Genomic DNA, 12,383 nt, shown 5'->3' on the forward strand with positions numbered 1-12,383 from the left:
GGGCTTTCGCGACTGCTCGCGCTGGTTTTATCGCGGGAGCCCGAGCACCCGTTGCGCGATGATGTTGCGCTGGATCTCCGAGGTGCCACCGGCGATCGTCCCGGAGAAGCTGCGCAGGTAGCGATCGAACCAGCTCGACGTCGCGTAGTCCTCGTTCATCGGCGTGTAGGTCCCCGAGTTGGCCGGATGCGTCAGCCCGCTGCTGCCGGCCGCGTCGAGCGCGTGCTCGGCGGCGGACTGCACCGCCTCGGAGCCCAGCAGTTTGAGCACCGAGAGCGCCGGGACGTCCTGCTCCCCGCGAGCCGCCTGCGCCAAGGCCACCGAACCGAGCAGCCCCAGCGCCTGGTTGTCCATCAACAAGGTGGCGAACCGGTCGCGGTTCAGCGCCCCGACCGGCCGCAGGTCATGGATCAGGTCGCGCAGCCGATCGGCGAAGCTCATCCACAGCAGGGTGCGTTCATGGCCGAGTGAGCCGTTGGCCACTCCCCAGCCGCCATTGAGCGGGCCCACCAGGTTCTCGGCGGGCACCTGGACATCGGTGAAGAAGACCTCATTGAAATCGACGTCGTCGTGGCCGCATGCCGAGGCGAAGGGCCGTCGCACCACTCCCGGGGCGTCGGTCGGTATCAGCAGCACGCTGATGCCCTTGTGCTTCGGGGCATCCGGGTCGGTGCGGACGAAGGTCAACAACACGTCGGCATCGTGGGCGCCCGAGGTCCAGACCTTCTGGCCGTTGACCACGAAGTCGTCGCCGGTCAGCACCGCGCGAGTCTGCAATCCGGCCAGATCCGAGCCCGCACCGGGTTCGCTCATGCCCAAGGAGGCGGTGATCTCGGCCCGCAGGATGGGAACCGCCCACCGCCGCTTCTGCTCCTCGGTGCCGAACGACAGCAGGGACGCCGCGATGATGCCGACCCCCTGCGGGTTGAAGCTGGGGTAGATCCGCCGGCGGGAAAGCTCCTCGGAGTGCACGTACTGCTGCAGAATGCTGGCGTTGCGGCCACCGAATTCGGGAGGGTTGCCGGGCAGCAACCAGCCGTTGTCGAACAACAGGCGCTGCCAGCGCCGCGCCCACTCGGGGACGTGCGAGCACGACCGGGAGCGCTCGAGCGCCTCGGCTTCGGTCGGCAGGTGCTCGTCGAGGAACGCCGAGAACTCGGCGCGGAAACTCTCGACATCGGCATCAAAGGTGAGTTGCACCGGCACTCCTCGACTCGTGCGCCCCGGGGTCTTCCGCTGGCGGACCGGCTCGGATCTTGCGAGTCCGCTTCCATAGACGCACGGATGAGAATATCATTCTCGAATGGAGAAGTTGCGATCTCTGAATCGTCACCCCTTGGCCGGCGGCCTGCGGCGCCGGCAGGTTACCGTCCAGTACAGTTGCGCTGTGCCTTGCCTTCCGCACACCAGGCCGGAGTGCCGGTGACCAGCCCGAGCGAAGAACCAGCCTGGAAGCAGCGCGCGGTCGAACGCTCGATCAAAACGGCGAAAATACGTGCGGCCCAACGTGTTCAACGCTTTTTGGATGCTGCGCAGTCAATCATCATCGAAAAGGGCAGCACCGACTTCACCGTCCAGGAAGTCGTCGACCGCTCGCGGCAGTCGCTGCGCAGCTTCTACCTGCAGTTCGACGGCAAGCACGAGTTGCTGCTGGCGCTCTTCGAGGACGCCCTGAGCCGGGCGGCCGAACAGATCCGCGCCGCGACGGCGAACTATCCCGACCCGCTGGAACGCCTCAAGGTCGCCGTCGAGCTGCTGTTCGAGTCGTCCCGCCCGGACCCGGCCGCCAAACGGCCGCTGTTCACCGATTTCGCCCCGAGCCTGCTGCTGACCCACCCCACCGAGGTCAAGGTCGCCCATACCCCGCTGTTGGCGTTGCTCGCCGAGCTGACCGAACAGGCGGCGGCCGCCGGGCAGTTGCGCGCCGGGCCCAACCCCCGGCGGGTGGCCGCGATGATCATGCAGACGGTTATGTTCAACGCCCAATCCAGCCCGGCCTCAACGGATCCGGCGGTCAAGCCGCTGACCGCTGACGAGGTCTGGGATTTCTGCGCACACGGCTTCGCGCGCAACTGAGCGGCCGCCCGGCGCACGTCCGTCGGCGCCGCAGCCGATGCCGTCCGGCGGCCCCGACACGGTCTTTCCCCGGCGCTGGTTTGCGTCGCACCGCCAACCCTGGACTTCCCATGCCGAAACGCATAACCTCATTCTGCGAACGTAATTATCGCTGAATGAGAAGGGGATTATCCATGTCGGTGCAGACGGTGTTGGACGACATTCGGAAAGTCCCCGGCACCGGCGACGTGATTCCGATCATCGATCCGGCCACCGAAGAACAGCTCACCGAGTTCACCGACTGCGGGCCCGAAGCCGTCAACGACGCCGTCGCCCGCGCCAAGGCCACCGCCGAATCCGGGGTGTGGTCGCAGATGGCCGACTACGACCGGGCCAAGGTGCTGTGGCGGATCGCAGACCTGATCGACGAGAACGCCGAGATCCTGGCCGAACTCGAGTCCGTCAACGCGGGCATCCCCGCTTCCCAGGCCGCGATCATCACCAAGGTCGGGTCGGAGTGGTTCCGCTACTACGCCGGCTGGTGCACCAAGATCGACGGCATCGCCCGCGACGTCAACACCGGCGGCCTGACCGGCATCGAGTCACATCAGCACGTCTACACGCTGCGCGAGCCCTACGGCGTGGTGGGGCTGATCTTCCCGTGGAACGGTCCGGTCTTCAACTTCTGCGCCAAGCTGGCTCCGTCGCTGGCCGCCGGCTGCAGCAGCGTCGTCAAGCCGGCCGAGGAGACCCCGCTGTCCGCGCTGGTCTTGAACCGCATCCTGTCCGAAGCCGGGGTGCCCGACGGCGTGGTCAACATGGTGCTCGGCTACGGTCACACCGCCGGCGCGGCGATCACCGCCCATCCCGACGTCGAGAAGGTCGCATTCACCGGATCGACCGAAGTGGGCCGGGAGATCGTGAAAGCCTCGGCCGCAACCAATCTCAACAAGGTGACCCTGGAGCTCGGCGGAAAGTCGCCGGTGCTGATCTACGGCGACGCCGATCTGGACATGGCCATCACCATGGCGGCGTTCGGCACCTTCGTGCACTCCGGGCAGGCCTGCGTCTGCGGGTCGCGCATCTTCGCCCAGCGCGGCGTCTACGAGCGGGTCGTGGAGGGCATCGCCAACATGGCCAACAGCATGCAGCTCGGCGGCCCCAAAGACGACGGCGTCATGGTCGGGCCGCTGATCAGCCAGAAGCAGCTCAGCCGGGTGCTGGGTTATCTGGAGCAGGGCAAGGCCGACGGCAATGAGCTGGTCACCGGCGGGCACCGGCTGGACCGCAAGGGCTACTTCGTGCATCCCACCGTCGTCACAGGCGTCGACCCTGACTCCAGCCGGCTGTTCCAGGAGGAGATCTTCGGGCCGGTGGTCACGATCCTGCCGTTCGATGACGACGACGAGGCGATCGCGTTGGCCAACAACAGCACCTACGGTCTGGCCGCCACCGCGTGGACGTCCAACCTGGGCCGGGCCCACCGGCTGGCCAAGCGGCTCAAGGCCGGAACGGTGGGGCTCAACTGCCAGATGCAGTTCGACCACTCGATGCCGTTCGGCGGCTACAAGCAGTCCGGCTGGGGCTACGAGTCCGGCAAGGCCGGCATTGAAACCTACCTCCAGACGAAGATCGTCTGGGCGCAGATGTAGCGCGGGCCGAGAACACGAGGTGATGCACATGCCTACCGTCCCTTACCGAATCGTCCAGTGGACCACCGGAAACGTCGGGAAGAGCTCCGTCCGGGCGATCGCGGCCAATCCGGATTACGAACTCGTCGGGCTCTTCGCGTGGTCGGATGACAAAGTCGGTCGTGACGTCGGCGAGCTGGCCGGCATCGACCGCCTCGGCGTCGCGGCCACCAACGACGCCGCGGCGCTGCTGGCGCTGAAACCCGACTGTGTCGTCTACAACCCGATGTGGATCAACGTCGACGAACTGGTGCAGATCCTTTCGGCCGGCGTCAATGTCGTGACGTCGGCGTCCTTCATCACCGGCCGCAATCTCGGCGATGATCGAGCCCGGCTCGACGAAGCGTGCCGCAAGGGCGGGTCCACCCTGTTCGGTTCCGGAGTCAGTCCCGGCTTCGCCGAGCTGCTGGCGATCGTGGCGGCCACCGCCTGCGACCGGATCGACAAGATCACCATCACCGAATCGGCCGACACCACGCTGTATGACTCCCCCGACACCGAGCGCCCGGTCGGCTTCGGCGTCGCGATCGACGACCCGGATCTGGCGCCGATGGCAGCCAAGGGCACCGCGGTATTCGCCGAGGCGGTGCAGCTGGTCGCCGACGCGATCGGCGTCGAGCTCGACGAGATCACCTGCGTCTCCGAGTACGCGCAGACCACCGAGGATCTGCCGATGGCGTCGTGGACCATCCCGGCGGGCCATGTGGCGGGGGTGTTCGCCAGCTGGCGGGGAATCGCGGGCGGCGAGACCGTGGTCGACATCAATGTGCGGTGGCGCAAAGGCCAGACGCTGCAGCCGGATTGGGAGATGGACGGCGACGGCTGGAGGATCACCATCGACGGCCGCCCGACGGTGAACATGCAGGTCGGCTTCACCCCGCCACCGGACATGATCGCCGCCGCGAAGTCCATCGACGATTTCTTCGAGCTCGGCCACATCATGACCGCGATGCCGCCGATCAACGCCATTCCGGCCGTGGTGGCCGCCGAGCCCGGCATCGCCACCTACAACGATCTGCCGCTTCCGCTGCCGCGCTGGTCGGCTCGCAACCGGTCGTAGAACTACTCGCCGCCGGGCGAGAGCAGCCGCTCGGCCGCCGAGTACGGGTCATCGCTTCCATCGACAACCAGCTCGGCGAGTCGGTGCAGCGCCGGATGGGTTCGCAGCCGGGTCTGGGCCAGCGACAGGATCTGTGAGCGGGCCCGTGCCAACCGGCGCTCCCGGCTGTCGGTGCGGTGATGGGCCTCGATGGTGTCCACCAGCTCATCGAGCCCCTCGCCGCGCGCGGCGATCAGGGTGAGAATCGGTGCGCCGGTGTGCTTCAGCTCGACCCGCAGCTCGCGGACGGTCTGCTGGGCACCCTCGCGGTCGGCCTTGTTGACCACCACGATGTCGGCCACCTCCAGTAACCCGGCCTTGGCGGCCTGGACCGCGTCGCCGGCACCGGGATTGAGCACGACGACCGTCGGGTCGGCGATCGCGGCGATCTCGATCTCGGATTGGCCCACCCCGACCGTCTCCAGCAGCAGCACGTCGTAACCGAGTCCGGCCAGCAGCTGGAGGGCCGCGGGCACCGCTTCGGCCAGCCCGCCGAGGTGTCCGCGGGAGGCCACCGACCGGATCAGCACCGCCGGATCGTTGATGTGCGCGGCCATTCGGATGCGATCGCCGAGCAGTGCGCCGCCGCTGTAGGGCGAGGACGGGTCGACGGCGAGCACCGCGACCCGCAGCCCCCGTTGCCGATACGCCCCGACCAGTGCGGCGATCGTGGTGGACTTGCCCGCGCCGGGCGGCCCGGTCACCCCGATGACCCGGGTGGTGGCGGGCCCGACGGCGGACAGCACCTCGGCCCGCCGGCCGCTTTCGACCAGGCTGAGCAGCCGCCCCGTCGCCCGCACGGATCCATCACGCGCGGCGGCGAGCAACTCGGCGATCGTCATCGCAGGGATCAGTTCTTGTTCGCGGTGAGCCGATCGATGATGTTGTTGAAGTCCTCGGTCTTGAACGACTGGTCTTCGGCCATGTTCGCGAAATCCAGGGTGGCCAGCACCGAGCGCTCCAAGTGGATGTTGAGCAGCCGCTTGGTGCTCTCGACTGCCTGGCGCGGCAGCTCAGCGATGCGTTTGGCGCATGAGATCGCTTCGGCTAGCGGGTCTTCCACGACGTGGTTGGCCAAACCGAGCTCCACTGCCCGCGCGGCCGGGATACGGGCCCCGGTCAGCGCGTACTCCTTGGCCTGCAGCAGGCTCATCTGCAGCGGCCAGGTCAGCGGGCCGCCGTCGGCGGCGACCAGACCCACCTGCACGTGCGGGTCGGCGAGATAGGCGGATTCGGCCATGTAGACGATGTCACTGAGCGCCACCAGGCTGCAGCCCAGCCCGACGGCGGGACCGTTGACCGCGGCGATGACCGGGGTGCGGCAGCGTGCCATACCCAGCACGATCTCACGGCCGTGCAGAATCGTCTTGGCGCGCAGCTTCTCATCGCGGCGCAGCTCGTCGAGGTAGGCGAAGTCGCCGCCCGCGGAGAATGCCCGCCCGCTTCCGGTCAGCACCGCCGCCCTCGCGTCGTGGTCTTCCTCCAGTTGCGCCCAGAGTTTCGCCAGTCCGGTGTGCAGCGCGTCGTTGACGGCATTGAGCGCGTCGGGGCGGTTGAGCGTGATGATCCGCAGCGGGCCGTCGGCGCGCACGTCGATTTCGTCAGGCAGGTCATACATTTCAAACTCCCAATCCCAGTATTCGGCCGGCAATAATGTTCTTCTGGATCTGCGAGGTCCCGCCCATCACACTCTGGGCGCGACTGTAAAGATAGGCGCTGAGCAGGTCGGGATCGTCGACACCGCCGACCGCCAGCGCGGCGTGGCCCACCGACTGCTCCACCCAGGTCATCAGCAACTTGTCCAGCGAGCCTTCCGGTCCGTGCGAAAGCCCGTCGAGCTGTTCGGAGAGCCGGCGGCGCACATGCAATCGCAGCATCTCGGTTTCCACTGCCGCCCAGGCCAATTCCTCCGGAACATCGCCCCCGGCACCCTCGAAGCGACCCGCCATCTGACGGACCAGCTTGCCGTAGCGGGCAGAATAGCCCAGCGTCGACGGTTCGCGCTCATGGCCGACGACGGTCATCGCCAGCTTCCACCCCTCGCCCGGTTCGCCGACCATCTGACTCGCGGGGACGGTGGCACCGTCGAAGAGCACCTGCCCGAATTCGGTGGTGACGCCGTTGATCATCTGCAGCGGCCGCTGTTCGATGCCGGGCTGGTGCATGGAGATGATGAACGCCGAGATACCGCGGTGCCGCGGGGCGTCCTTATCGGTGCGGGCCAGCAGTAGACACCAGTCGGCGACGTCGGAGTAGCTGGTCCAGATCTTGTGTCCGTGAATGACGTAGTCGTCGCCGTCGCGGGTAGCGGTGGTGGTCAGCGACGCCAGATCCGAGCCGGCCCCGGGTTCGGAGAAGCCCTGGCACCAACGCTGCGTTCCGTCGATCATGCCGGGCAGGAATCGTTGCTGCAGTTCGGGACTGGCGTGCCGGCCCAGGCCCACGACGAGGTAGCCCAGGCTTGGCCGCGGCGCGGCACCGGCGGCCGCCAGCTCCTCGTCGACGATCACGTCATAGACCGGTGGCAGCTCCTGGCCGCCGTATTCGCGTGGCCAGGACACCCCGAAGAATCCGGCGCCGTAGAGGGCCTGATGCCATTCGCCTTGGCGCGCCCAGTACTCGTCGTCGCCGGCGGCGGGGAAGGTGCCGGCCCGCTCGGTCAACCAGGACCGAAGCCGGCTGCGGAACTCGGCTTCCTCGGGCGAGTCACGAAAGTCCATCAGCGATCTCCCTTATCGTCACGGGCCACAGGGCCGTCGAGGTCAGTGCCCGCCGCAGGTACACGTGCGCCAGGCATTCCCAGGTGTTGCCGATACCGCCGTGCACCTGAATCGCGGTCTCGCACACCGTCCGAGCGCTGCGGGCGCAATAGATCTTGGCGATGCGGGCGGCGCGCACCGCCTCGGCCGCCTCGGCTTCGTCGACCGCCCAGGCGGCGTGGCGCAGCACGCTCACCGAGCCTTCGATCAGCGCCAGCCCTTCGGCGAGCAGGTGGGCGATCGCCTGATAGCTCCCGATGGGTTTGCCGTACTGCTCCCGAATCTTGGCGTAGTCGCACGCCAAGGCGTGTGCGCCGCGCGCGGTACCAACCAGATCGGCGGCGGTCGTCGCCAGTGCCAGCGCCTGCCAGCGCAACGCATCCCCGGCGCTGAGCTCGCCGGCCTGCTGCAGCGCACCGGCCAGGTCGGCTCCGGTCCGGGTCAGGTCGGCACCGCTGCGCGGCGCACCGACCGGGGCGGTCAGCACCGCATGCTCGCGCAGAGTCGCGGCGTGCGCAGCCCCGCGGGCGTCGATCGCAACATCGTTGAACGCGACCGTGGTCGGCTCTTCACCGAGCGGCAGGTGCCGGCTCAGATCGTCGGCGAGCACCGGCCCGAGGAACGGCACGTCGACCAGGCCGCGCCCGAACTCCTCGGCAACGATCGCCACCTCCACCCCCGACGCGCCGTCGGAGCGCAGCGAGCGCCAACCGGTCTGGGCGACAGTCTTTTCCAAGCGTGTCACCCGAGCGGCATCGTCAAGCTCGGCGACCGAGCCCGGGCCCAGGTCGTCGGCGAGTTTCGCTGCGGCATCCCGCAGTTGGCGCTGCTCAGCATTCAGCCGGACATCCATAGGCGCTCCTTCAGTAGTCGACGCAATAGCTTTCCGGACGGCAGCCGGGGGATCTCGGGTACGACCACCACCCGGCTGAGTCGTTTGTAGGACGCCAGGCGCTCACCCACCAGCGCCGCGAGCTCGGCTTCGTCGACCGGTGCGCGCAGCGTTACCGCCGCGACGACGGCCTCTCCGCCGGCCGCGTCGGGCACCCCGAACACGCCGCAGTCGGACACCGCCGGATGCTCGTGCAGCACCGCCTCGATCTCGGCGGGAGCGACCTGGAAGCCGCGCACCTTGATCATCTCCTTGCAGCGGTCGGTGATCCGCAACCAGCCGTCGGCGTCCAGATAACCGATGTCGCCGGTGTGAAACCAGCTGTCGCGCACCACTTCTGCGGTCGCCTCGCTGGGAAGGTAGCCGGCCATCAGCGAATCGGAGCGGGCGCGGATCTCACCGGCGACGCCGGGCGGCAGCGGCTCGCCGCTATCCACATCCACCACCTGCAGCTCGACCCCGGGCACCGGCCGCCCGACCGTGTCGAGGCGCGCCGTATCGGTCGGACCGCAGGCGAGCACCGGCAGTTCGCTGGTGCCGTAGGCCGGCACCCATCGGACCCCGGTGCGCCGGGTGACCTCCTCGGCGACGGCGGCGGCGACCGGCGTGGCGCCCCACATGATGAAACGCAGCGACGACAGGTCGAACGCCTCCAGGTCCGGATGCCCGGCGATGGCCAGTGCGATCGGCGCCACCGCCATCTCCACGGTGATCCGGTCTTCGCCGATCGTTGCCAACATCAGGTCGATGTCGAAACGGCGATGCAGGCGCACCCGCGCCCCGACACTCAATGCGGTCAGGATGTTGAGCAGGCCGAGGATATGCGACGGCGGCGTCGCGACCTGGATCCGGTCGTCGGCGGTCAGCCCCAGGGCATCGCGCCAGTGCCGCACCCCCGCGGCAAGCGAGGCATGGGTGTGCCGCACCGCTTTGGGCAGCCCGGTGGTGCCGGAGCTGAACACCAGCAGTGCGTCGGCGCCGGGATCGGCCGGCGGCGGGCCGGCGGCCGGGGCAGCGGAGACCGGTTCGTCCAGATGCCGCATCGGCATCAGCTCGGCCAGCACCGGAAGGTCGCCGAGCGCGTAGCGGGGTTCGGTCAGGGCCAGGGCGTGCGCCACCTCGTCGCGCTTCCAGGCGGGGCTGATCAGGGCGGCGACGGCCCCCAGCCGCCAGATGGCGCACACGGCGATGACGAATTCGGGCCGGTTCGACGCCATCAGCGCCACCCGGTCGCCGGCGCGGACACCGTCGCCGGCCAGGGCGGCTGCCAGCGCATCGGCGCGTGCGTCGAGCTCCGGCAACGGCAACTGCCGGTCCTCGAACGCGAGCACCGCGGTGGATGGCGCAGGCAACCCAGACAACATTTGAGAAGATCCTATCGGTTTGAGAGAATAGTATTCTCTGTAACGAAGAACGCAAACCGGAAGGGGTGGTCATGGCGGTCACTCATGTTTTCCAGCGGGCAACCGTGACCCGCATCGTCAAAGAGACCTCCGACGCTTACACGTTCGTGCTGGCGCCGCACCAGACTCCGTTCGCCTACCGAGCCGGCCAGTACGCGACGTTTCAGGTCAACGTCGGCGGCGAGGAGCTCTACCGGTCCTACTCGATGTCGAGTGCGCCGGAGACCGACTCCGAGCTGATGACCACGGTCAAGCGGGTTCCCGGCGGGAAGGTGTCGAACTGGCTGCTGGACAACGTCGCCGAAGGCGACGAACTGACCATGACCCGCGCGGCCGGCACCTTCTGCCTGGATCCCTCGGACACCCCGCTGCTGGGGTTCTCCGGCGGGAGCGGGATCACACCGATCCTGTCGCTGGCCAAGAGTGCGCTGGCGGGCACCGATCGCACCGTACGGCTGCTCTGTGCCGACCGGGACTCCTCATCGGCGATCTTCGACGATGCGCTCAGTGAGCTCGCTGACCGCTACCCGGGCCGACTGTCGGTGCAGCGGCACCGCGACGACACCGACGGACTGCTGGATGCGGCCGCCGTCGCCGCGTTCGTCGGCGACGACACCGGCGCCGACTGCTACCTGTGCGGCCCGGAGGGCTTCATGGCGGTGGTGCGGGGGAACTGGCCGGGACCGGGCCGGCTGTTCGTCGAGGACTTCGACACCACGGCTACACCGGAGGCGCCCGCCACCGAAGGCTCGACCGACACCGCGGCCGAGGTGAGCGGGACGGTGACGATTCACCTGGGCCGCAAGCAGGCGTCGGTGCCCCGGGTCGCCGGCGAGACCCTGCTGCAAAGCGCCCGGCGGGCCGGGCTGGCGCCGCCGTTCTCCTGCGAGGCCGGCAACTGCGGAACCTGCATCGCCCACATCAGCGAGGGCTGGGCGAAGATGATCGCCAACACCGCGCTCGATGACGACGAAGTCGCCGACGGCTATATCCTGACCTGCCAGGGCGTGCCCGAAGGCGGCTCGATCACCGTGCACTACGAGTGATTTTCGGGCCTCAGCCCGCCCCGCACCCCAGGGTGCTCTTGATCTCCAGGTATTCCTGGAACCCGGCGTCGCTCCATTCCCGGCCGTTGCCGCTGCGCTTGTAACCGCCGAACGGCGCGTTCATGTCGAAGGCGTGGTTGATGGTCACCCACCCGGCCCGGATCCGCCGGGCCACCGCACGCGCGGTATCGGCGTCGGCGCCGGAGACGTAGCCGGCCAGGCCGTAGTCGGTGTCGTTGGCGATCTCCACCGCCTCGTCCACGTCGTCGTAGCCCAGGATGCACAGCACCGGCCCGAAGATTTCTTCGCGCGCGATCGTCATCTGGTTGTTCACGTGCGCAAAGACCGTCGGTTGGACGTAGTAGCCGGTGTCGAGGCCGTCCGGACGTCCCGCGCCGCCGGCGGCGACCGTCGCGCCTTCGGCGATGCCCTTCTCGATCAGGCTCTGCACCTTCTCGAACTGCGTCTGGGACGCCACCGGCCCGATGGCGCGGGCATCGTCGGGATCGCCCACCTTCACCTGTCCGGCCACCGCGTTGGCAATCGCGATCGCCTCGTCCATCCGGGAGTTCGGCACCAGCATGCGCGACGGCGCGTTGCAGCTCTGCCCGGAGTTGACCATCATGTTCGCCACGCCGGCGGTGACGCTGTCGACGAACGCATCGTCGTCGAGCACGATGTTGGGACTCTTCCCGCCGAGCTCCTGCGTCACCCGTTTCACCGTGGGCGCGGCGTTCTCGGCCACCGACACCCCGGCCCGGGTCGACCCGGTGAACGACACCATGTCGATGTCGGGGTGCCGCGCCAGGGCCACCCCCACGCCGGGACCGTCGCCGTTGACCATGTTGTACACCCCGGCCGGAACGCCTGCGGCGGCCATGATCTCGGTGAAGATGTAGGCGGAGAACGGCGCCACCTCCGAGGGCTTCAGCACCATGGTGCAGCCGGTGGCCAACGCCGGATAGACCTTCACCGCGATCTGGTTCAGCGGCCAGTTCCACGGGGTGATCAGGCCGCACACGCCGATCGGCTCCCGGGTCACCAGCGTGTCACCGCGCTGTTCTTCGAAGGAGAAGTTCTTCAGCGCGTCGATCGCCGTGAGCATGTGGCCGATGCCCAGCTGCACCTGAGCTCCGGCGGCCAGCGCCGGCGGAGCCCCCATCTCCTCGTGCACCGCGTCGGCGAGATCGGCACTGCGGCGCTGGTATTCGGCCAGGATCGACTGCAGCAGATCCAACCGCTCGGTGCGGCTGGTCTGCGACCAGCTCGCGAAGGCCCGGCGGGCCGCGGCGACCGCGCGGTCGACGTCGGCGGACGAACCCAGCGAGATCGTGCCGCAGCGCTGCTCGGTGGCGGGGTTCTCCACGTCGAGGGTCTTCGGCTCGGCCGGGTCCACCCATTGCCCGTCGATGTAGAACTTGAGGTATTCGCGCATCAC

The 12,383-nt window shown here is 68.4% G+C and carries 10 protein-coding genes and 1 pseudogene; 4 read left to right on the forward strand and 7 right to left on the reverse strand.

What is annotated here, in order from left to right:
* Positions 1 to 27: 27 nt before the first annotated feature.
* Positions 28 to 1,200 carry an acyl-CoA dehydrogenase family protein gene (locus tag AC5Y31_RS06675; protein ID WP_499979129.1) on the reverse strand — a complete coding sequence of 391 codons (1,173 nt, stop codon included), beginning with the start codon at positions 1,198 to 1,200 and terminating at the stop codon, positions 28 to 30.
* A 222-nt stretch (positions 1,201 to 1,422) separates the two neighbouring features.
* On the opposite strand from AC5Y31_RS06675, the gene AC5Y31_RS06680 reads away from it, so the two are divergent.
* The 3 genes from AC5Y31_RS06680 to AC5Y31_RS06690 all read left to right on the forward strand — a co-directional run bounded on the left by AC5Y31_RS06680 (position 1,423) and on the right by AC5Y31_RS06690 (position 4,806).
* Positions 1,423 to 2,076 (forward strand): TetR/AcrR family transcriptional regulator, encoded by a 654-nt coding sequence (locus AC5Y31_RS06680; RefSeq protein ID WP_207511602.1) that lies wholly within the window; start codon positions 1,423 to 1,425, stop codon positions 2,074 to 2,076.
* 173 nt (positions 2,077 to 2,249) lie between these two features.
* Positions 2,250 to 3,707: an aldehyde dehydrogenase family protein gene (locus tag AC5Y31_RS06685; protein WP_499979132.1), complete on the forward strand. Its 1,458-nt coding sequence runs from the start codon at positions 2,250 to 2,252 to the stop codon at positions 3,705 to 3,707.
* Positions 3,708 to 3,735: 28 nt separating this feature from the next.
* The gene (locus tag AC5Y31_RS06690) at positions 3,736 to 4,806 is read left to right on the forward strand and encodes an NAD(P)H-dependent amine dehydrogenase family protein (protein ID WP_065023563.1); all 1,071 of its coding nucleotides are present in this window, start codon (positions 3,736 to 3,738) and stop codon (positions 4,804 to 4,806) included.
* Positions 4,807 to 4,808: 2 nt separating this feature from the next.
* On the opposite strand, the gene meaB is transcribed toward AC5Y31_RS06690, so the two are convergent.
* From meaB to AC5Y31_RS06715, 5 genes and pseudogenes are all read right to left on the reverse strand, one after another.
* Positions 4,809 to 5,687 (reverse strand): methylmalonyl Co-A mutase-associated GTPase MeaB, encoded by an 879-nt coding sequence (gene meaB / locus AC5Y31_RS06695; RefSeq protein WP_065023541.1) that lies wholly within the window; start codon positions 5,685 to 5,687, stop codon positions 4,809 to 4,811.
* An 8-nt stretch (positions 5,688 to 5,695) separates the two neighbouring features.
* Positions 5,696 to 6,463, reverse strand: a complete 768-nt coding sequence (locus AC5Y31_RS06700) for an enoyl-CoA hydratase/isomerase family protein (RefSeq protein ID WP_065023540.1) — start codon at positions 6,461 to 6,463, stop codon at positions 5,696 to 5,698.
* Position 6,464: 1 nt separating this feature from the next.
* On the reverse strand, positions 6,465 to 7,565 hold the full coding sequence (locus AC5Y31_RS06705) for an acyl-CoA dehydrogenase family protein (RefSeq protein ID WP_065023539.1): 1,101 nt from the start codon (positions 7,563 to 7,565) through the stop codon (positions 6,465 to 6,467).
* Entirely contained in the window at positions 7,552 to 8,457 is a 906-nt protein-coding gene (locus AC5Y31_RS06710; protein ID WP_065023538.1) for an acyl-CoA dehydrogenase family protein, read from the reverse strand. The genes AC5Y31_RS06705 and AC5Y31_RS06710 overlap by 14 nt, the downstream gene beginning before the upstream one ends.
* A pseudogene (locus AC5Y31_RS06715) lies at positions 8,435 to 9,860 on the reverse strand (class I adenylate-forming enzyme family protein). Before AC5Y31_RS06715 ends, AC5Y31_RS06710 begins: the two are co-directional and overlap by 23 nt.
* Positions 9,861 to 9,931: 71 nt before the next feature.
* Here AC5Y31_RS06715 and AC5Y31_RS06720 point away from each other — a divergent pair.
* Positions 9,932 to 10,945 (forward strand): 2Fe-2S iron-sulfur cluster-binding protein, encoded by a 1,014-nt coding sequence (locus AC5Y31_RS06720; protein WP_499979135.1) that lies wholly within the window; start codon positions 9,932 to 9,934, stop codon positions 10,943 to 10,945.
* 10 nt (positions 10,946 to 10,955) lie between these two features.
* On the opposite strand, the gene AC5Y31_RS06725 is transcribed toward AC5Y31_RS06720, so the two are convergent.
* Positions 10,956 to 12,380 (reverse strand): aldehyde dehydrogenase family protein, encoded by a 1,425-nt coding sequence (locus AC5Y31_RS06725; protein WP_499979137.1) that lies wholly within the window; start codon positions 12,378 to 12,380, stop codon positions 10,956 to 10,958.
* Between the last annotated feature and the right edge of the window lie 3 nt (positions 12,381 to 12,383).

Source organism: Mycobacterium sp. NGS18, from assembly GCF_059813185.1.

Excerpts from the sequence above, each read along its gene's own strand:
- AC5Y31_RS06725 (WP_499979137.1), bottom strand. The coding sequence starts at position 12,380 with ATGCGCGAATACCTCAAGTTCTACATCGACGGGCAATGGGTGGACCCG.
- AC5Y31_RS06720 (WP_499979135.1), top strand. The coding sequence starts at position 9,932 with ATGGCGGTCACTCATGTTTTCCAGCGGGCAACCGTGACCCGCATCGTC.
- AC5Y31_RS06710 (WP_065023538.1), bottom strand. The coding sequence starts at position 8,457 with ATGGATGTCCGGCTGAATGCTGAGCAGCGCCAACTGCGGGATGCCGCA.
- AC5Y31_RS06705 (WP_065023539.1), bottom strand. The coding sequence starts at position 7,565 with ATGGACTTTCGTGACTCGCCCGAGGAAGCCGAGTTCCGCAGCCGGCTT.
- AC5Y31_RS06700 (WP_065023540.1), bottom strand. The coding sequence starts at position 6,463 with ATGTATGACCTGCCTGACGAAATCGACGTGCGCGCCGACGGCCCGCTG.
- meaB (WP_065023541.1), bottom strand. The coding sequence starts at position 5,687 with ATGACGATCGCCGAGTTGCTCGCCGCCGCGCGTGATGGATCCGTGCGG.
- AC5Y31_RS06690 (WP_065023563.1), top strand. The coding sequence starts at position 3,736 with ATGCCTACCGTCCCTTACCGAATCGTCCAGTGGACCACCGGAAACGTC.
- AC5Y31_RS06685 (WP_499979132.1), top strand. The coding sequence starts at position 2,250 with ATGTCGGTGCAGACGGTGTTGGACGACATTCGGAAAGTCCCCGGCACC.